A 21,046-nucleotide genomic window follows, 5' to 3' on the forward strand; every position below is an offset into this window, starting at 1 on the left:
AGGACACGTCGGACACGGCCCGCGCCACCGGCGCCGCGAAGCTCAGCGGCGGTGCAGCGCCCGAGCCAGCGTCGCCGCCGCGCCGACGGCGGCGACGCCCGTCGCCGCGAGGGCCAGGGCCTTCGCCCGGCGCCCCGGGGCCACCGGCCGGGCGCCCGGCGCCGTGCCGTACGCGCTGCCGGGGACGTCCGTGTCTCCCGCGGCGCCGGGCAGCGCTGAGGCCAGCAGTTCCGCCAGGTGCACGCCCTCGTGTCCGCCGCTGTCGAACTCGTGGATCTGCGTCCGGCAGCTGAAGCCGTCGGCGAGTACGACGGTCGCCTCGTCCTCCTCCCGCAGCCGCGGCAGCAGCACCCGCTCCGCGCACGCCTCGCTGACATCGAGGTGACCGCGTTCGAAGCCGAAGTTGCCGGCCAGCCCGCAGCACCCGGAGTCCAGCCGCTCGGCGTCCACCCCGGCCCGGCGCAGCAGTTCCCGGTCGGCCTCCCAGCCGAGGACGGCGTGCTGGTGGCAGTGCACCTGGGCGAGCGCCCGCGCGGACCGTTCGGGCACCCGCGGCGGCTCGTAGCCGGGTGAGTGTTCGGCCAGCAGCTCCGCCAGCGTCACCGTCTGCTCGCGCAGCCGGCGCACGTCGTGGTCGCCGGGAAACATCTCCGCCGCGTCCGCCCGGAACACCGCCGCGCAGCTCGGCTCCAGCACCACCACCAGGCCACCGGCCCGTACGTGCTCGGCCAGGCCGCGCACGGTCCGGGTCAGGACCTTCCGCGCCGTCCCGAGCTGCCCGGTGGAGATCCAGGTCAGCCCGCAGCACAGCGGCCCGGCCGGCAGCACCACCCGCCAGCCGGCGTGCTCCAGCACCCGTACCGCGGCCCGTCCGATGTGCGGGTGGAAATGGTTGGTGAAGGTGTCCGGCCACAGCAGCACGGTGCCGCGCTCCCCGTCGCCGTACGGTTCGTGACGCGCGAACCACTGCTCGAAGGTCTGCTCCGCGAACAGCGGTACCTCACGGTCCGCCACCCCCGCGACGGCCATCGCGGCCCTCGCCAGCAGCGGGGCGTGCGTGAGCGCGTTGACGGCCGGCGCGAGGCGGGTGCGGCCCACGACCCGCGCGAGCACGGGCAGCCAGCCCATCGACCAGTCGGAACGCGGCCTGCGCCACGGCCGTCCCGCGTAGTGGTGGGACAGGAACTCCGCCTTGTACGTGGCCATGTCCACGTCCGCCGGACAGTCCTTCCTGCACCCCTTGCAGGCCAGGCACAGATCGAGGGCGTCCTTGACCGCCTCCGACCGCCAGCCGTCCCGGATCGCCGAGTCCCCGTGCCCGTCGAGCATCTCGAACAGCAGCCGGGCCCGGCCCCGGGTGGAGTGCTCCTCCTCCCGCGTCACCTGGTACGACGGACACATCACCGTGCCGTCACTGGTGTGCTGCCGGCACTTCCCCACGCCGACGCAGCGATTGGCCGCCCGGGAGAACGACCCGCCGTCGTGCGGAAACCGGAAGCGCAGGTCATGGGGCTCGTACGGGGCCCAGTCACCGCCCAGGCGCAGGTTCTCGTCCAGTCCGTACGGCGCGACGACCTTCCCCGGGTTCATCCGGTCCAGCGGGTCGAAGACGGCCTTCAGCCGCCGGAACGCCTCGACCAGATCCTGGCCGAACATCCGCGGCAGCAACTCGCCCCGACTCTGCCCGTCCCCGTGCTCGCCGGACAGCGACCCGCCGAACTCGACGACGAGATCCGCCGCCCGCTCCATGAACGTCCGGTACGCAGCCACCCCGTCCGCGGTGTACAGGTCGAAGGGGATCCGGGTGTGCACGCAGCCCTGCCCGAAGTGGCCGTACAGGCTGGGCCCGGTGTCGCTCAGGTAGCCGAACTCCTCGAACAGCGCGCGCAGCCGCCGCAGGTAGTCGCCCAGCCTGTCCGGGGCGACCGCCGAGTCCTCCCAGCCCTCGAAGGTGTCGGGCCTGCCCGGGATGTGCGCGGTGGCGCCGAGACCGGCCTCCCGCACCTGCCACAGCTGCCGCTCGTTCGCCGGGTCGTCCATGAAGGCGCAGTCGGCGTCGTGCTCGGAGCGGTGCACCGCGCGGAGCATCCGGTGGGCCCGCGCGTCCGCCTCCTCGACGGTGTCGCCGCCGAACTGCACCATCAGGAAGGCGTTCCCGTCGGGCAGCTCGGCCAGCGCCTTCTCGTTGAGGCGCTTGATCCGCTCGTCGCGGACCAGCCGGGCGTCGACGCCCTCCAGCGCGATCGGCTCGTGCGGCAGGATCTCGGGCACCGCGTCGGCGGCCTTGTCGATGGTGTCGAACCCCAGCACCACCAGAGTCCGTTCCCGCACCACCGGCACCAGCTCCAGCTCCGCCCGCAGGACGGTGACCAGCGTCGACTCGCTGCCCACCAGCAGCCCGGCGACGTCGAAGCCGTACTCCGGCAACAGGGAGTCCAGGTTGTAGCCGGAGACCCGGCGCGGGATGTCCGGGAAGCGGCGGCGGATCTCCTGCGCGTAGGTGTCCCGCAGGGCGCGCAGCCGCCGGTAGACGGTCGCCCGCAGATCGCCCTGCCGCTCGATGCCGGCGTACTCCTCGTCGCTGGTCTGCCCGCACCAGAAACGGGTGCCGTCGTAGAGCAGCACCTCCAGACGGGCGATGTTGTCGACGACCTTGCCGTGCGCCTGTGCGGTGGCGCCGCAGGAGTTGTTGCCGATCATGCCGCCGATGGTGCAGTTGGCGTGGGTGGCGGGTTCGGGCCCGTAGCGCAGGCCGTGCGGCGCGAGCCGCCGGTTGAGGTCGTCCAGCACGATCCCGGGCTGCACGACACAGGTGCGGGCGCCGGCGTCCACCGACTCCACGCGCGTGCAGTACTTCGACCAGTCGAGCACCACACCGGCACCCGTGCACTGCCCGGCCAGGCTCGTCCCGCCGCCCCTCGACAGCACCGGCGCGCCGAACTCCCGCGCCACCGCCACCGCCTCGGCGCCGGCTTCGGGGGTGCGCGGCACGACCACGCCGAGCGGCGTCTGCCGGAAGTTCGAGGCGTCCGTGGAGTACGCCGCCCGGCTCCCGGCGTCGAAGCGGACCTCACCGTCGACCCGCTCGCGCAGAGCGGCCCGGAGTGCGGCGGTGTCGACCGGCGGCGGCGCCCCTTCGCGAGTGACGGGCTCGGGCAGGTCCAGCGCACCCATGGGCTCTCCTTCGGGTGTCGGCGCGTACGAACTGCGGCCGCGTGTGCGGGACGACTGCGGCCGCGTGTGCGGGACGACTGCGCCCGCGCGTGCGGGACAACACCGCCCGCGCGTGCGGGACAATGGCGTCCGTGTTTGCGGAGCAACGGCCCCTGCGCAGGCGGGAGAACGGCCCCCGCGCGTGCGGAGCGGCCGTCGCTGGGTACCCCGGCTGCCACCGGGCAATCACCGGATACGGAGCGTCGCGAACCGTGTCGGTGTTGGGCCGAACGGGTGACTTGGCGTAAGAATTGGCTGGTGCAGGCAATGAAGGCGAGTGAAATCGGGGGAGCCGGTGAACAGTCACGACGTCACCGATGAACAGTGGGAAGGGCTCGCCCAGGTCGTTCCGTTGCGCGGGCGCGACGCATGGCCGTCCGCGGTCGGCCACCGGGCGATGCCGGAGGCGGAGACGGAGACACGCCGCCGTTTCGTCGTCCTCAGGGTCAACGTGTTCGCGGACGCCCGCGAGGTCGCGGAGACCCTGATGACGGGCATTCCGGTCCTCCTGGACCTGACCAGCGCCGAGACCGACGTCGCCAAACGGGTCCTGGACTTCAGCACGGGCGTCGTATTCGGCCTGGCCAGCGGCATGCACCGCGTCGACCGCAACGTCTTCCTGCTGACACCCGCGGGGACCGAGGTGAACGGGCTGATGGAGAGCGCGGCGGATGTTCCCGGTATGTGACGGGGCCTGCGGGCTCGCCGGGGGGGAACGGGGCGTGCGGGCTCCTGGCTGTGAACCGAGCGTGCGGGCTCCTGGCTGTGAACGGGGCTTATGGGCTTCCGGGGTGTGAGCGGAGCACGTTGGCTGCCGGGTGTGAACGGGGACTGTGGGCTCCTGGGGTGTGAGCGGAGCGTGCCGGCTCCCGGGTGTGAACGGGGGCTGTGGGCTTCCGGGGTGTGAACGGAGCGTGCCGGCTCCCGGGTGTGAACGGGCCTCTGGGCTTCCGGGCTGTGAACGGTGCGTGCCGGCTCCCGGGTGTGAACGGGGCCTGTCGGCTCCCAGCGTGTGACCGGGGCCGGTCGACCCGCGGGGTGTGACGCGCCGGTCGGCCCCCGGAGGTGTGACCGGGCCGGCCGGCCATGACGGTCCCGTCCCCCGATCGTAGGAACGCGGGACGGGTAAAACGGTTCGGCGTGCGGCGGAGTTCTACGGTCCGCACATGGCAGCGTCACTTGCGTCACCTGCGTCAACGTCACCCGAGGCAGCGGTGCCCGCCGCGCCCCGTTCGGACCGGCCCCACGTCACGGAGCTGCGGCTGTCCGCCTTCGCCGGGCACCGGGGCACCGTGCTGCGGCTCGGGCCGCTCACCGTGCTCGCCGGGCCCAGCGGCTGCGGGAAGACCAGCGCGCTCGCGGCGTACGAGGCCCTGGCCCGGCTCGGGGGCGGCGCCGAGCTCGGCGCGGTCTTCCCCGATCCGGTCGCCTGCGTGCCCGAGCGGGCCCGGCCCGACGCCCAGCACCGCCGCGGCTTCCGCATCGGCTGCACGGTCGACGGAGCCGCGGGCCCGGTACGCCTCGACGTCGCCGTGCAGGCCGAGCCCGAGCTGCGCATCGTGGGGGAGCGGCTGACCGCGGACGGCGTCGTGCTGCTGCAGACCGCCCTGCGCGACCCAGGCCGCCGTGCCGTGCAGGCGGCCTGGCACACGGCCGGGTCGGCGCCCGTGACCCGCGCCCCGCTGCCGGACGACCGGCTCGGCACCCCACTGCTGCCGCTGCGGGTGGCCGGCAAGACGGAAGGGCAGCGCAGGGTGCTGGCCGCGGCCGAGCAGGTGGTGGTCGCCCTGCGCTCCGTCTTCGCCTGCGATCCGCGGCCCGGCCGGATGAGGGAGCCCGTGCCCGTCGGCTCCGGGCGCCTGCTCGGCGGGTGCGACAACCTCGCCGACGTGCTGTGGCGCACCCGTGCCGAGTGCGGGAGGCGGCACGCGCAGTTCGTCGGGGCGGTACGCGCCGGATGCGCGGGGCCCGTCGCGGACGTCCTGGCCGAGCCGGCCGCCGGCGGTGTGGTCCGTGCGCTGCTGGACCGGGGTGACGGCATCCGCACCGGCCTCGCCCGGCTCGGCTACGGCGAGCTGCGCTACCTCGCCCACGCGCTGGTGCTGTTCACCGGCCCCGGTGTGCTGGAGGTCGACCCGGCCGGAGAGGTGCCCGCCGCGTTGCAGACACTCACCGTCCTCGCCGACGGTTTCGACCGCGGCCTGGACGTGCGGCAGCGCGCGGAACTGCTCCGGCTGGCGGCCCGGATGTGCGACCGCGGGCACATCCGCCTCGTCGCGGCGGTCGCCGACGCTTCGTGGGTGGCCGGGGCAGTGGGTGCGGCCGGAGCGGGTGCGGCCGGAGAAGCGGGTGCGGCCGGGGGAGCGGGTACCGCCGGGGAAGCCGGTGCCGACGGTGCCGACGGTGCCGACGGAGTCACAGTGGTACACCTGGTCCCGTGACCGATCATCCCGACCTCGCGGCGTTGCAGCGCAGGCTGGCCGAGTTCGCCGCCGCGCGGAACTGGCAGCCGTACCACACCCCCAAGAACCTCGTGGCCGCGCTCAGCGTGGAGGCTTCCGAACTCCTGGAGATCTTCCAGTGGCTGACGCCCGAGCAGTCGGCCCGTGTCATGGCCGACCCGGACACCGCCCACCGGGTCCGGGACGAGGTCGCCGACGTACTGGCGTACCTGCTCCAGTTCTGCGAGGTGCTCGGCGTCGACCCGCTGGCCGCGCTGGAGGCGAAGATCGAGCGGAACGCGCTCAGGTTCCCCGCGCCCGGAGGGCCGGGGGACCGAGCACGGAGGAGCCACGAACTCCGTTATCACGCTCCGGAGTCGGAAACAGGCCCTGGTTCAACATAGTGTCCGAAGATTTCCGTCTTCCTCTGGCTTTTCGTCCCACATGCCTTCACGCTGGGTAGTGAACAACGGAGTTCGGGCGGACGCGCCGCGGGCGCGTCGGAGACAGACGGGGGCAGCGGCATGGACGCTGTGCGGCTCATCGTGGCGAGTGGGCGGGCCTTGGCCGCGGGCGGCGAGGTGCCGGAGATCCTGACCGAGGTGTGGCAGGTGCAGGCCCTGGCGCAGGCGATCGGCAGCCGGCTGGCGGTCTCCGGACCACCGGAACTGCGCGGCGAGGCACTGGGACTGACCGAGCTCGCGGGCCGCGGATGCGGAGTGCTGCGTACCCCGGAGCTGGCCCCGGGCGAGCTGCGTGCAGCCCGGCTCACCGAGCTGGGCGATGCCCGCCAGGCGCTGATGCGCCTCGGCACCCTGCTCGGCGAGACCGGTATCGCGCTCGTCGGCGTCGCCAGCGCCGCGGCCGACGAGGCCACGTACTGGCAGTGCATGGAGGCCATCGACGCGGCGGACGAGTCGCGGGACCGCGTCCTGGAGATGCTGCGCAAACTGGCGGACCGGGACGCGGAGTTACCGCAGCGGGAGGCGGGCTAGCCACGGCACCGCGAGCCGTCGGCCGCACCGCAGCTCAGCCGCGGGCCAGTCACGGCACCGCGAGCCGTCGGCCGCACCCCCGCCCAGCCGCGGGCCAGTCACGGCACCGCGAGCCGTCGGCCGCACCCCCGCCCAGCCGCGGCAGCGGCCGGGAACGCGCCGGGCCGCCGGGAGCCTGTGCGCCGTACCCGCACCGAGCAGGCAGGATGGAGACATGGATCTCCGTATCTTCACCGAGCCCCAGCAGGGGGCCACCTACGACACCTTGCTCACCGTGGCCAAGGCCACCGAGGATCTCGGCTTCGACGCCTTCTTCCGCAGCGACCACTATCTCCGCATGGGCTCCGTGGACGGCCTCCCCGGCCCCACCGACGCCTGGATCACCCTGGCCGGCCTCGCGCGCGAGACCAAGCGCATCCGGCTCGGCACCCTGATGACCGCCGGCACCTTCCGGCTGCCCGGCGTCCTCGCCATCCAGGTCGCCCAGGTCGACCAGATGTCGGGCGGCCGGGTCGAGCTGGGCCTGGGCGCGGGCTGGTTCGAGGAGGAGCACAAGGCGTACGGCATCCCCTTCCCGAAGGAGAAGTTCGCCCGCCTGGAAGAGCAGCTCGAGATCGTCACCGGCCTGTGGGCCACCGAGACCGGCAAGACCTTCGACTTCCACGGCAAGTTCTACGACCTCACCGAGTCGCCCGCGCTGCCCAAGCCCGCGCAGGCGAAGGTCCCGGTGCTCATCGGCGGCCACGGCGCCACCCGCACCCCGCGGCTGGCCGCCCAGTACGCCGACGAGTTCAACATCCCGTTCGCCTCGATCGAGGACACCGAGCGCCAGTTCGGCCGGGTGCGGACGGCCGCCGAGGAGGCCGGCCGCCCGGCCGACGCCCTCACCTACTCCAACGCCCTCGTCGCCTGCGTCGGCAAGGACGACGCCGAGGTCGCCCGCCGCGCCGCCGTCATCGGCCGCGAGGTCGACGAGCTGAAGGCCAACGGCCTGGCGGGCTCCCCGGCCGAGGTCGTCGAGAAGATCGGCCGCTATGCCGAGGTCGGCGCGCAGCGGATCTACCTCCAGATCCTCGACCTCGACGACCTGGACCACCTGGAGCTGATCTCCTCCCAGGTCCAGTCCCAGCTGACCTGAGGCCGCCAGTCCGGCAACGGAAGGCGCCGGTCACCCGTCCGATAACCGAAGGCGGCGGTCACCCGTCCCGTGCGATGGTATGACCGTCGTCCTGCCGGAGCCCCCAGGATCAACACCCTGGGGGCTCCCGCGCGTACGGCACCTCGTCAGCATCCACCGGCCGGAGAGGCCCTCAGCATGTTCCTGACCATCACCACCACCGGTACCCCCGAGCACCCCGCGACCGATCTCGGCTTCCTGCTGCACAAGCATCCGGACAAGGCGCAGGCGTTCTCCACCTCCTTCGGCACCGCCCACGTGCTCTACCCGGAGGCGGAGGATCAGCGTTGCACGGCGGCGCTGCTGCTGGAGGTCGACGCGGTGGCGCTGGTCCGGCGCGGCCGGGGCAAGGGCCGTGGCGGTGCGCCCGACGCGGCACTCGCGCAGTACGTCAACGACCGCCCCTACGCCGCCTCCTCACTCCTCGCCGTCGCGCTGAGCAACGTCTTCTCCAGCGCGATGCGAGGCGTGTGCAAGTCCCGCCCGGAGCGCGCGGCCGAGCCGCTGCCGCTGCGCGTCGAGGTACCGGCGCTGCCCGCTCGCGGCGGCCCCGGCCTCGTACAGCGCCTCTTCGAGCCGCTCGGCTGGGCGGTCACCGTCGAGGCCGTCCCGCTGGACACCGAGTTCCCCGAGTGGGGCGACTCGCGCTACGTCCGCCTCGTCCTGGAGTCCGCGGCCCTCACCCTCGCCGAGGCCCTGCGGCACCTGTACGTCCTGCTCCCGGTGCTCGACGACGCCAAGCACTACTGGGTCTCCCCGGACGAGGTCGACAAGCTGCTGCGGGCCGGCGAGGGCTGGCTGCCCGGCCACCCGGAGCACAAGCTGATCACCAGCCGCTACCTGTCCCGCCGCTGGTCCCTGACCCGTGAGGCGATGGACCGGCTGGAGCTGATCCGGCTGGCGGAGACCGACGACAGCGACGTCGAGGACATCGACAACGCGGTCGCGCAGGAGACGGCGCCCGAGGCCGAGGAGAAGCCCACGCCGCTGGCCGTGCACCGCCGTGAGGCGATCCTCACCGCCCTCCGGGACCACGGAGCCGCCCGCGTCCTCGACCTCGGCTGCGGCGAGGGGCACCTGGTGCGGGAACTGCTCAAGGAGCCGCGGTTCACCGAGATCGTCGGCGTGGACGTGTCGGTGCGCGCCCTCACCATCGCCTCGCGGCGGCTCAAGCTGGACCGCATGGGAGAGCGGCAGGCCGCCCGTGTCAACCTCTTCCAGGGCTCCCTCGCCTACACCGACAAGCGCCTGGGGGGCTACGACGCCGCCGTGCTCAGCGAGGTGATCGAGCACCTCGACCTGCCCAGGCTGCCCGCCCTGGAGTACGCCGTGTTCGGATCGGCCCGCCCGCGCACCGTCGTCGTCACCACGCCGAACGTCGAGTACAACGTGCGCTGGGAGACCCTCCCGGCCGGCCACGTCCGCCACCGCGACCACCGCTTCGAGTGGACCCGCGAGGAGTTCCGCACCTGGGCGGAGGCGGTGGCCGAACGGCACGGCTACACCGCTGAGTTCCGCCCCGTCGGTCCCGAAGACCCCGAGGTGGGCCCGCCCACCCAGATGGCCGTGTTCACCCAGGCCGCGAATGACCCCAAGACCGCGAACGACCCCAAGACCGCCAAGACCGCCAAGACCGCGGACGAGAACCAGAAGGAGGCGAAGGCCGCATGACCACCACCGGAAACACCGACACCACCGACACCACCGACACCACTGGCACCACTGGCACCACCGTGCGGGCCCGCGCCCTGCCGGTCACCGACCTCTCCCTCGTCGTACTGATCGGCGCATCCGGCTCCGGCAAGTCCACCTTCGCCCGGCGCCACTTCAAGCGCACCGAGGTCATCTCCTCCGACTTCTGCCGGGGCCTGGTCGCCGACGACGAGAACGACCAGAGCGCCAGCCGGGACGCCTTCGACGTCCTCCACTACATCGCCGGCAAGCGCCTCGCCGCCGGCCGTCGCACCGTCGTCGACGCGACCAACGTGCAGCAGGACGCCCGGCGTCAGCTGATCGAGCTGGCCAGGAAGCACGACGTCCTGCCGATCGCCATCGTCCTCGACGTCCCCGAAGAGGTGTGCGCCGAGCGGAACGCCACCCGCACCGACCGGGCCGACATGCCCCGCCGGGTCATCCAGCGCCACACCCGCGAACTCCGCCGCTCCCTGCGCCACCTGGAGCGCGAGGGCTTCCGCAAGGTGCACGTCCTGCGTGGCGTGGCGGAGACCGAGCAGGCCACCGTCGTCACCGAGAAGCGCTTCAACGACCTCACCCACCTCACCGGCCCCTTCGACATCGTCGGCGACATCCACGGCTGCGCGGCCGAGCTGGAGTCGCTGCTGGGCAAGCTCGGCTACACCGACGGCGTCCACCCCGACGGCCGCACCGCCGTCTTCGTCGGCGACCTGGTCGACCGCGGCCCGGACAGCCCCGGCGTCCTGCGCCGCGTGATGTCGATGGTGAAGTCGGGCAACGCCCTGTGCGTCCCCGGCAACCACGAGAACAAGTACGGCCGCCACCTCAAGGGCCGCAAGGTCCAGCACACGCACGGACTCGCCGAGACCATCGAGCAGATGGACGGCGAGAGCGACGAGTTCCGCGCCGAGGTGCGGGAGTTCATCGACGGCCTGGTCAGCCACTACGTCCTCGACGGCGGCCGGCTCGTGGTCTGCCACGCCGGTCTGCCGGAGAAGTACCACGGCCGCACCTCCGGCCGGGTCCGCTCCCACGCCCTGTACGGCGACACCACCGGCGAGACCGACGAGTTCGGGCTGCCGGTGCGCTACCCGTGGGCCGAGGACTACCGGGGTCGCGCGGCCGTCGTCTACGGCCACACCCCGGTACCCGAGGCCACCTGGCTCAACAACACCATCTGCCTGGACACCGGCGCCGTCTTCGGCGGCAAGCTCACCGCGCTGCGCTGGCCGGAGCGCGAACTGGTCGACGTACCGGCCGAGCGGGTCTGGTACGAGCCGGCCAAGCCGCTGCGCACCGAGGCGCCCGGCGGACACGACGGCCGCCCGCTCGACCTGGCCGACGTGCACGGACGCCGGGTGGTCGAGACCCGGTACGCCGGCCGGATCACCGTGCGGGAGGAGAACGGGGCGGCGGCCCTCGAGGTCATGAGCCGCTTCGCGACCGACCCGCGCCTGCTGCCGTACCTGCCGCCGACCATGGCACCGACCGCCACCTCCGGGGTGGAGGGCTACCTGGAGCACCCGAAGGAGGCGTTCGCGCAGTACGCGGCGGACGGGGTGGCGCGGGTCGTGTGCGAGGAGAAGCACATGGGCTCGCGGGCGGTGGTCCTGGTCTGCCGCGACGCGGACACGGCCCGCGCCCGCTTCGGGGTCGACGGCCCCACCGGGTCCCTCTACACCCGTACCGGCCGCCCCTTCCTCGACGACGCGACCGTCACCGAGGCGATCCTCGACCGGCTGCGCACGGCGATCGCCGAGGCCGGCCTGTGGGACGAGCTGTCCACCGACTGGCTGCTGCTGGACACCGAGCTGATGCCGTGGTCGCTGAAGGCCTCCGGGCTGCTGCGTTCCCAGTACGCCGCCGTGGGTGCCGCCTCCGGCGCGGTGTTCCCGGGCGCGCTGGCCGCGCTGGAGGGCGCCGCCGCGCGCGGCGTCGAGGTCACCGACCTCCTCGCCCGCCAGCGCGCCCGGTCCGCCGACGCCGCCGCGTTCACCGACGCCTACCGGCGCTATTGCTGGCCCACCGACGGCCTGGACGGTGTCCACATGGCGCCGTTCCAGATCCTCGCCGTCCAGGGGCGCAGCCTGGCCGCCCTGCCGCACGACGAGCAGCTCGCCCTCATCGACCGGCTCGTCGAGCACGACGGCAGTGGCCTGCTCCGGACCACCCGGCGGCTGTACGTCGACACCGGCGACCCCGAGTCGGTGTCGGCGGGAGTCGACTGGTGGCTGGAGATGACCGGCCGCGGCGGCGAGGGCATGGTGGTCAAGCCGATCGGCGCCGTCGTCCGCGACGCGAAGGACCGCCTGGTGCAGCCCGGCATCAAGTGCCGCGGCCGCGAGTACCTGCGGATCATCTACGGCCCCGAGTACACGCGCCCCGACAACCTCGCCCGGCTGCGGCAGCGGTTCCTGAACCACAAGAGGTCCCTGGCGATCCGCGAGTACGCCCTCGGCCTGGAGGCCCTGGACCGCCTCGCGGACGGCGAGCCGCTGTGGCGGGTGCACGAGGCGGTGTTCGGCGTGCTGGCGCTGGAGTCGGAGCCGGTGGACCCGCGGCTCTAGCGAACGTTTCCGGCCGAGTCGCCCCGAAGAGGCGACTCGGCCGGACTCCGTGTCCCCCACCCCACCGGTCCCTGGTGAACCGTCAGTTGCCGTGCTAACTTCGCAGGTCCGTCAGGCAGACGTACCGACTCATGGGGGACAGTCGGTGGAGACAGGCGCGGGATTCGGGGCAGCCGAGGGCGGTTCCGGGCATGCGCGCGGGCCGGCACTGCTGCTGGAGCTGACCGAGGCGCTGTGCGGGCTGGGCTGCACGGAGGATCCGCAGGGGCGGAGCCAGTTCGCCACGGTGCTCGGGGACCACCTGGGTCTGACACGCCCCGTCGACCTGCGCGGCGTCAAGCAGCGCGAGGACGTGGTCACCCTGGTCCGCACCGCCCTGAAAGTGGAGGGCGGGGAACACGTGCTCGTCACGGTGGTGCGCATCCTCGAAGGGACGTCGGCCGGTGACGAACTGGACCGGCTGATCATCCCCGACCCGCCCGCCCCGCCGCAGGCGCCGCCGGGCCCGCTCGGCCGCGACGACGAGGCCCGGGCGCGCGCCGTCCTCGCCGGGGGCGAACTCCCCGCCGGCCGGCTGCGCGACGACCTCGCCGAGGAACTCAACGGCCTCGACCTGCCCACCGGACTCTTACCCGACCAGCTGTTCCTCCACGTCCTCGCGTGGAACGCCCAGCCGGACGGCCTGCCGCCCGCCGTGCTCCTCCTCGACCGGGCGGGCCCGCTCGCCGCCACGCGCGGCCACCGCGCGGCGCTCTCCGGCTGGGTCGACGACTGGGCCCGGCGGGCCGGCCTCACCCAGGAACTGGTCCGGCGCCGGGAGGCCCGCGCCCGGACGGTGCGCGACCCCGACATCCCCCGCTGCCTCGTCGTCGCCGTCGAGCCCGCCCGGGACGGCTCCGACGAGGTCGTCGTACGTCCCTGGCTCAACACCGTGCCGGGCCACTGGGACCCGCAGCCCGGCGCGCCGGCCGTGACCACCCTGGACGCGCTCGGCCCGGCCGTCGACGACGCGCTGCGGCAGGGCGGCCGGCTCTGGGCCGGGCCGGGGGAGTCGCCCGCCGGTGGACACCGGCAGCCGTCGGCGTACGTGGAGTTCGTCCTTCCGTACGAGCTCCTCAACCACGATGTGGCGAGTTTGACGTACCGGATCGGTGACGGGCGGCCGTTGCCGCTCGGGCTGAAGTACGGGGTACACCTGCGCAGTCTGGACCGGATGCGCACCGACGACGCACTGGTGCGACACCAGTGGCAGGAGCGCTGGCACGCGCTGAGGCAGCACGGGGTCAGCGTGCACGGCTGGAGCGAGCCGGACGCGCAGCGGATCGACGCATGGCAGGCGACACTCGCGGGGGACACCAGGCACACGGCCGTGGTGATGGACGCCCCGGCCCGGATCTCCGCCATGGAGGCCCTCAAGGCCGCCATAGCGGAAGGTGTCGGGCTGGCGGTGTGGGACCGCAGAGGAGCCTTCCCCGAGGAGCGACGTGAGGTGGTGACGGCCGTCTTCGCAGCCGTACCGACGCCCGGACAGATCCCGCTCGCCATCCACCGCCTGCGGCAGAACGCCGAACTGAACCGGCAGGGTCCCGGTCGGCTCCTCGGTCGTCACATCGGCTTCTTCTGGGACGACCCCACCCGCATTGTCGACATGCATACCATTGATCCCGGCGAACTCGCCGACGAGGAGGCACCGGCATGAACGCGCAGGAGCAGACGTCCCCGAACGGCTGGCGCGTGTTCCACGGCACCGGCCGGCCGCCGGTCGTCCCGCCCCCGCTGCCGCAGGCGCCGCCCTGGCGACGGTTCCTCGGCGCGCCGTCCCAGCCCGCACCGCCGGACGAGCCGGAAGCCGCGGTACGCAGGCTGGGTCGCGGAGACGTCACCCCGCAGCTCGGCCCCGACGAGATCGACACCGTCAACGCCGCCCTGTTGCTGCGCCGGCCGCTGCTGATCACCGGACCGCCCGGAATCGGCAAGTCCACGCTCGCCTACGTGATCTCCCGGGAGCTGGGCCTCGGCCGGGTCCTGGAGTGGAGCATCGTCAGCCGGACCACGCTGCGGGACGGGCTGTACGTCCATGACGCCATGGGCCGCGCCCAGACCATCGCGGCCTGGCAGGCCGGACTGCGCGGCACCGCGCCCCGCGTACCGGAACCGGGCGGTACGACGGCGACGGCGGACGCGGAGGGCGGGACCGCGGAGCCGGACGGCGTCAACCCGTCGGTCGTGTCAGCACACCGGCAACTCCCGCCCCTTCTGGGGGACTTCATTACCCTCGGCCCACTGGGCACCGCCCTGCTGCCCTACGATCGTCCCCGGGTGCTCCTCGTCGACGAACTCGACAAGAGCGACATCGACCTGCCGAACGACCTGCTGCACGTCCTGGAGAACGGAAGCTATGACGTCCCGGAACTGGTGCGCGACGCCGCGGACACCGCACGCGTCCACACCAGCGACCCCGCCGGTCAGGCGCTGGTGCGGGGCGGGCGCGTCGAGTGCCGGGAGTTCCCGGTCGTGGTGATCACCAGCAACGGGGAGCGGGAGTTCCCCGCCGCCTTCCGCCGGCGCTGCCTTCCGCTGGAGATGCGCACCCCCGGCCGCGAGCAGCTGCTCGCCCTGGTGGAAGGACACCTGGGTGTCCGGCCCGAGGGCACCGAGGACCTGGTGGACGAGTTCGTGCGGCAGATCCAGTCCGGCGGAACCCACTCCCTGGACCAGCTGCTCAACGCGGTGCAGATGACTACCGCGGGTGGTTTCCAGGCGGACGGTGACGGGCGTAAGCTCGTGGAAATGCTCCTCCGCGACCTCGCGAAGGGCCGCTGAATTGACCGGCTTTCCCAGGGAGCGCGCATCCGGACCGGGCGACGGTGATCCCGTATCAGGGACGTCGCCCCCGTCGGCGTTCCCCGATTCCGTCGAAGGCGCGAGTGGGTACGGAGCGGCGCTCGCCACTGCCCCGGCCCAGGACTCCGGTGCCCGCGACCAGCCGTACCCCGACGCCTCGCAGCCCGCCGACCCGCACTGGCGGGAGGTCGCCGACGCGGTCTGGCTCGCCGCGTACTGGGACCGTCACGGCGGCCCCGGCTCCGGCCCGGGCGGCCCGGGCAGCGGCCGCCCGGATCCGGCGCAGGACCCCGCACCCCCGCGGCCCGCTCCGCCGCACGCCACCGAGGGCGAACGGACGGCGGACCGGCCCCCGGCCGACCCCGGCGCACGCGCCGCCGACCAGGCACCGGCCGCACGGCCGGCCCCCTCCGGCCCCGACGCCTCCGGCACCCCCGCCGCGCCCGCACCGCCGCCGGCCGACCCCGCGGACCGGTTCGCACCCACCGGCCACCCGGCCGGCGCGCACACCGAACCAGTCGCCCGGCACCGGCTGTTACCCGACGCCGAGGGCACCTTCACCCTCCACGTCGGGCAGCCGCTGCTGCCCCCCGAGGAGCGCTCCCGGCCCGGCCCCGGCCGGACCACCGCGCTGCTCGCCCGCGCCCTGCACCGACTGGCCCGGCGCATCCCCTCGCGCCACACCCTCGAACTCGACGAGGAGGCCACCGCCGAGCAGGGCGTGTCCGACGGCCTGTGGCTGCCCTTCCTGCGGCCCGCCCGCGCCACCGTCTTCGACCTCGTCCTGCTCGTCGACGACGCCCCGACCATGGGGATCTGGCAGGAGACCTGCGCCCGCCTCACCGAAGCCGCCGAGCACAGCGGCGCCTTCCGCGGCGTCCGCGTCGTCCGGGTGCACGTCCCGCGCACCGGCACCGCCACCCTGCGCCGGGCCGCCGACCGCGCCGCCGCCGACCCCGCCGAACTCCTCGACGGCCGGGGCGGCCGGGTCTTCCTCGTCGTCACCGACGGGCTCGCCCACGGCTGGGCGGCCCCGGCCGCCGACGACCTGCTCGGCCGGCTCGGCCACGCCGGCCCCACGGCCCTCGTCCACCTGCTGCCGCCGCACCTGCGCCACCGCACGTCCCTCTACCCGTACCAGGCGGTCCTGGAAGCCGGCGGCTTCGGCGCCCCCAACGACGGCCTCGGACACTGGGCGCCGCCCGGCGGCCCCGACCCGCTGCGCCCGCTGCCCGAGGCCGGTGACGGCTCCGTACCGGTGCCCGTGCTGTCCCTCAAGCCCGGCTCCCTCGGCACCTGGGCCGACCTCGTCACCGGTGAGCGGGGCGTGCGCCGGTCCCTGCCCGTCGTCCTCGCCGGTGCCCTCGCCAAGGGCGCGCCCGCCCCCGGCCTGCGCGCCCCGCGCCTGCCGCGCGCCGCCTCCGCCGCCGTACGGCGCTTCTTCACCCTCGCCACCCCCGCCGCTCGCCGACTGGCCACCCAACTTGCCGCCATCCCCTTCGAGTTCGACCTCGTGGAGCAACTACGCCGGCGCACCATGCCGGAGACCGGCCCCGACCACATCGCCGAGATCCTCATGGGCGGGCTGATCGACTGGAACAGCGGCGGCGAAGGCCGGCCCGAGTTCGCCGAGGGAGTCCGCGAGGCGCTCCTCGCCACCACCACCCGCAGCCAACTCGCCCGCACCGTCAGCATGGTGGGCGAGCTCCCGGCCGCCGGCCGGCGCGGTGTCGCCCTGCGCGCCGCCCTGAGCGACCCGGCCGGAGCCGCCCTGCCCGACCCGGCCGAACACGGCTGGCTGCGCAGCGAACTGGCCGTGATGCGCGCACTCTCGGGTCCCTACTCCGAACGGGCCAGGCGCATCGAACCCCGACTCTCCGGGCGCCTGCCGCCCGGTGCGGCCGAACGGGTGGGCGCCGGTTTGCCCGCGGGTACACCCACTGAGGTGAACCCTGCGGGCGGCGGGGGATCACCCGGCGGCCGAGAAGGCATGGATCCAGCGTCGAACCACCCCACCGAACCTGGAGACCACGTGCCGCCCCTGGTAACCGACGCGACCTCACCCGAAGCCCCGGAGGCTGAACAGCTCATGCAGAGCACCACGACCGCGACGTCCGCCCTCCTGGTGAACGTCCCCCTGCGGAACACCTCGTTCGTCGGCCGGCAGGGGCTGCTGAGGGCCGTGGAGGAGCAGCTGGGCGCCCAGGACACGGCCGCCGTGCTCCCGCACGCGCTGCACGGCCTGGGCGGCGTCGGCAAGTCCCAGCTCGCCCTGGAGTACATCTACACCCACCAGCACGACTACAAGGTGATCTGCTGGATCCCCGCCGAACAGGAGAGCCTCATCCTGGCCGCGCTGGCCGGCCTGGCCGCCCGGCTGGGCATCACTCCGTCCGGGCAGGACCGCGGCGCCCCCACCGCGAACACCGCCGTCCCCGCGGTGCTGGAGGCCCTGCGCACCGGTGCCCCGCACTCCGACTGGCTGCTCGTCTTCGACAACGCCGAGGACATCGACGTGGTGCGCCGGTACTTCCCCGCCAACGGGCCCGGCAAGGTCATCGTCACCTCGCGCAACCGTGCCTGGGAGCGGGTGGCGACCCCGCTGCCGGTGAGTGTCTTCGAGCGGTCGGAGTCCATCGAGCTGCTCCGCAGGCGCTCGTCCGACCTGACGGCCGAGGAGGCGGACCGGCTCGCCGAGGCACTCGGTGACCTGCCGCTGGCGGTGGAACAGGCGGGCGCCTGGCGCGCCGTCACCGGCATGCTGGTCGACGACTACCTCGACCTGCTCGCCCAGCGCAGTCCCGAGATCCTCGAACTGGACCCCAACCCGGACTACCCGGTCTCCGTCGCCGCCGCCTGGGACCTCTCCCTGGAGCGCATCCGGCAGAACAACCCCGGAGCACGGCAACTCCTCGACATCTGCGCCGGTATGGCTCCCGAACCGATCCCGCGCTCCATCCTGCGCGGCAGCCGGGGCGTCAGCATCACCCCCGAGATCGACCCCCTGCTGCGCGACTCGATCAAACTGAACCGCGCCATCCGCGATCTCAGCCAGTTCTCCCTGATCAAGGTCGACACCCGCTCCAACACCCTGCAGATGCACCGCCTGCTGCAGACCGTGCTCCTGGCCAAGCTCGGCGCGCAGGAGCGGGAGCGGATGCGGGGCGCCGCGCACCAGCTGCTGTCGGCGGCCAAACCGGGGCCGTACGGCTCGCCGCTGGAATGGCCCGCCTACCAGTCACTGCTGCCCCACCTGCGCGCCTCGCAGGCGGTGACCAGCACCGACACCTGGGTGCGGGACCTCGTCGCCGACAGCGTGTGGTTCCTGTACTACTGGGGCGACCACGACGGTTCCGCGGAGTTCGCCCGGCAGACCTACAGCGCCTGGCTCGCCGCCTCCGGCGAGGAGGACATCCACGTCATCCGGATGACGAAGTGCCTCTCGTTCCTGCTGCGCCAGACCGGGCACGTGCCGGAGTCGATCCCGCTGGCGGAGAAGGCGCTGGAGACCTCCCGGGCACTCGACGTCGAGCCCGAGGAGCTGATCGACTCGCTGTGCGAGACGGCCGACGCCCGCCGCTACCAGGGCCGGCTCCAGGAGGCGCGGAGCCTGAGCCAGGAGGCCACCGAGCTGGCCCGGTCCCTGTTCGGCCACGACGATCCCTCCACCCTCCGCGCGACCCACTCGTGGGGCGTCGACCTGCGGCTGTGCGGGGAGTTCCGGGAAGCGCTGCCGCTGGACCAGGAGAACGCCCGGCTGCGGGACCTGCACTTCGGACCCACCAGCTTCTACACCCTCAACACCCTCAACAGCTTGTCCATCAACACGCGTGAGTGCGGCGACTACCCGGGTGCCCGCGAGGTCCTGGAGGACGTGTACATCCGCGCGCGCTCCGCACTCGGTGGCGAGCATCCGCTGACCCTGCGCATCGCCCGCAACCTGGCGGTCTGCCGACGCCGTGACGGAGCACTGGACGCGGGTGCCGAGCTCGCCGAGGAGGCACTGCGGCACTTCACCCGCCGCTACGGGGAGGACCACTTCGACTCCCTGGCCACGGCGACCAACGTCTGCGTCGACCTGCGTCTGGCCGGAGACCTCGAGGGCTCCGAGGAACTGGCGGAGAGCACCGTACGGCGTTATGCGCAGCGGCTCGGAGACACCCACGTGTGCACCCTGCTGGCCAGAGTCACCCTGGCCGCGACGCTGCGGACGCGCGGTGCCCTGGACGGCGCGCAGGAGCAGGAGGACGACGCGGCCCGGCTGCTGGCCGACACCGTGGGGGAGCGGCACATCGTCACACTGACCACCGCGCTGGGACAGGCCAACACGGCCTACGCCCGCCTGGACTTCGAGCGGGCCCGGGAGATCGACGAGGCCAACCTGCCCCTGCTCGCGGAGGTCGCCGGCGAGGACCACCCGCTCACGCTGTCCTGCATGGCCAACCTCGCCCTCGACCTGCGCGGTCTGGGCCGGGGCGCGGAGGCCGACGAACTGCAGCGCAAGGCCGTCGAGGGCTTCGGCCGCGTGGTCCGCGCCGACCAGCCCTGGCTGGTGGCGGCCCGCCAGCGGCGGCGCATCGAGTGCGACATCGCGCCGGTACCGATGTGACCGCCCGGCCGCCCGGCCGCCCGCCCCGGCGACCGGCCGGGGCGGCCGACTTCGCTCAGCCGACGTCCGGGGCCGGCTCCGTCGCCGTTTTGCCCTGGGCGTGCGGGGCCACCGGGACGGTCGCCCGGGCGGGGGGCGCGGGGCGGTCCCGTCCGGCCAGTCGGCGGGTGAGCAGCAGGAGCGGCTGCGTGAGCAGGGTCGTGGCGAGGGCCATGAAGACCAGCACCGTGTAGAGGGGGGTGCTCAGCAACCCCGCCTGAAGACCCGCGTCGAGGGCGATCAGCTCCGTGAGCCCCCGGGCACTGAGCAGTACGCCCACGGTCCGCGCGTCGTGCCGGTCCAGTCCGCCGAGCCGGGCCGCGAGCGTGCCGCTGCCGATCTTCGTCGTGACGGCGAGCACGGTCACCACCAGCAGGACGGTCCAGCCCGTGCCGTCCATGCTGTTCAGCGCCACGGACTGACCCGAGACCACGAAGAAGAACGGCAGCAGCAGTGAGCTGACGTCGTGCAGCGGCCGCAGCAGGTCCGGGTCGAGGGTGCCGCCCTCCTCGCGCGGGACCACCACTCCGGCGAGCAGCGCCCCGAAGATCACGTGCAGTCCGAGGGAGTGCGTGACCCACGCGGAACCGAGGGCGAAACCGATGAGCAGCGCCAGCCGCAGCGAGGGCTCCAGCCGCGTCCGCCACAGCAGCCGGCGCAGCACCGGCCGGGCCGCGAGCACCATCACGGTGACGAAGCCGACGGCGAGCGCCACCCGCCACGGCCAGCCGAGCACCGCCTCGGCGCCGCCGCTGTCCATCAGGGCCGCGGCCAGCACCGTCCAGCAGACCGCGTCCAGCACCCCGGCCGCCGAGACCGCCACCACACCCGGCACGGACCGGGACAGTCCGTTCTCCCGCACGATGGCCGTCAGCACGGGCACCGCCGTTATCGACAGGGCGACCCCGGCGAACACCACCATGGCGGGGGAGAGGTCCCGCGGCATGCCCAGGCCGTGCAGCTGCTCCCGGAAGACGAGCGCGCTCCCGCAGCCCACCGCCATCGGCACCACGAAGGAGGCCAGCGCCACGGTCAGCGAGGTGCGGGCCCGGTCGCCGAGGATCTTCAGATCCAGCTCGTAGCCCACCGCGAACAGGAAGACCACCAGCGCGAACTGCGCGAACCCGGTCAGCGCCGGGCCGATCTCCCCGGGGAACAACCACGCGTACGCGTCCGGCGCCAGCGCCCCGAGCAGGGACGGACCGAGCGCGATGCCCGCCGACAACTGGCCGACGATGTACGGCTGTCCCAGCCGCCGGGCCAGCCAGCCGGCCCCGTGGGCGGCCACCAGGACGAGAGCCGCGGCACCCACGAGGTGCGTGATCATCGCGTCAGGGCTCACTGTGTCTCCCCCGTTGGTCCGGTGGCCAACCGGTGGCAGGCCTGTCCGACGGTCCTCCGCCCGGCGGCCCCCGGTTCGGGACGTTCGCCGCGGAAGGGCTCGAACCTTCCTAGAATAGAAACGA

General features: G+C 73.5%; 12 protein-coding genes. 10 read left to right on the forward strand and 2 right to left on the reverse strand.

Features of this window, described 5'->3' with window-relative positions; translation table 11 throughout:
• Nucleotides 1-42: 42 nt before the first annotated feature.
• Nucleotides 43-3,174 (reverse strand): FAD-binding and (Fe-S)-binding domain-containing protein, encoded by a 3,132-nt coding sequence (locus tag ACP4J0_RS08320; protein WP_426597962.1) that lies wholly within the window; start codon nt 3,172-3,174, stop codon nt 43-45.
• 334 nt (nt 3,175-3,508) lie between these two features.
• Here ACP4J0_RS08320 and ACP4J0_RS08325 point away from each other — a divergent pair, with 334 nt between their 5' ends.
• The 10 genes from ACP4J0_RS08325 to fxsT all read left to right on the forward strand — a co-directional run bounded on the left by ACP4J0_RS08325 (nt 3,509) and on the right by fxsT (nt 19,541).
• A complete protein-coding gene (locus ACP4J0_RS08325; protein WP_426597963.1) occupies nt 3,509-3,901 on the forward strand; it encodes a cell division protein SepF in 393 nt (130 codons plus the stop codon).
• Nucleotides 3,902-4,379: 478 nt separating this feature from the next.
• Complete coding sequence (locus tag ACP4J0_RS08330) at nt 4,380-5,654, forward strand: ATP-binding protein (protein ID WP_426597964.1); 1,275 nt, start codon at nt 4,380-4,382, stop codon at nt 5,652-5,654.
• On the forward strand, nt 5,651-6,058 hold the full coding sequence (locus tag ACP4J0_RS08335; protein WP_426597965.1) for a nucleotide pyrophosphohydrolase: 408 nt from the start codon (nt 5,651-5,653) through the stop codon (nt 6,056-6,058). Before ACP4J0_RS08330 ends, ACP4J0_RS08335 begins: the two co-directional genes overlap by 4 nt.
• A 120-nt stretch (nt 6,059-6,178) precedes the next feature.
• Nucleotides 6,179-6,649 (forward strand): DUF6099 family protein, encoded by a 471-nt coding sequence (locus ACP4J0_RS08340; protein WP_426597966.1) that lies wholly within the window; start codon nt 6,179-6,181, stop codon nt 6,647-6,649.
• A 214-nt stretch (nt 6,650-6,863) separates the two neighbouring features.
• Nucleotides 6,864-7,787, forward strand: coding sequence for an LLM class F420-dependent oxidoreductase (locus ACP4J0_RS08345; protein WP_426597967.1), 924 nt, complete (start codon nt 6,864-6,866; stop codon nt 7,785-7,787).
• A gap of 177 nt (nt 7,788-7,964) precedes the next feature.
• Nucleotides 7,965-9,497: a 3' terminal RNA ribose 2'-O-methyltransferase Hen1 gene (locus ACP4J0_RS08350; RefSeq protein WP_426597968.1), complete on the forward strand. Its 1,533-nt coding sequence runs from the start codon at nt 7,965-7,967 to the stop codon at nt 9,495-9,497.
• Nucleotides 9,494-12,088, forward strand: coding sequence for a polynucleotide kinase-phosphatase (locus ACP4J0_RS08355; protein ID WP_426597969.1), 2,595 nt, complete (start codon nt 9,494-9,496; stop codon nt 12,086-12,088). Before ACP4J0_RS08350 ends, ACP4J0_RS08355 begins: the two co-directional genes overlap by 4 nt.
• A gap of 145 nt (nt 12,089-12,233) precedes the next feature.
• Nucleotides 12,234-13,787: an effector-associated domain 2-containing protein gene (locus tag ACP4J0_RS08360; protein ID WP_426597970.1), complete on the forward strand. Its 1,554-nt coding sequence runs from the start codon at nt 12,234-12,236 to the stop codon at nt 13,785-13,787.
• Entirely contained in the window at nt 13,784-14,911 is a 1,128-nt protein-coding gene (locus tag ACP4J0_RS08365; RefSeq protein ID WP_426597971.1) for a MoxR family ATPase, read from the forward strand. Before ACP4J0_RS08360 ends, ACP4J0_RS08365 begins: the two co-directional genes overlap by 4 nt.
• 1 nt (nt 14,912) lies before the next feature.
• The gene (gene fxsT, locus ACP4J0_RS08370) at nt 14,913-19,541 is read left to right on the forward strand and encodes an FxSxx-COOH system tetratricopeptide repeat protein (protein WP_426597972.1); all 4,629 of its coding nucleotides are present in this window, start codon (nt 14,913-14,915) and stop codon (nt 19,539-19,541) included.
• Between the two features lie 55 nt (nt 19,542-19,596).
• Here the strand turns inward: fxsT and ACP4J0_RS08375 are convergent, their stop codons facing one another.
• A complete protein-coding gene (locus ACP4J0_RS08375) occupies nt 19,597-20,922 on the reverse strand; it encodes a cation:proton antiporter (RefSeq protein ID WP_426597973.1) in 1,326 nt (441 codons plus the stop codon).
• Nucleotides 20,923-21,046: the final 124 nt, after the last annotated feature.

It is taken from the genome of Streptomyces sp. WG7 (assembly GCF_049975785.1).
Lineage (GTDB): Bacteria > Actinomycetota > Actinomycetes > Streptomycetales > Streptomycetaceae > Streptomyces.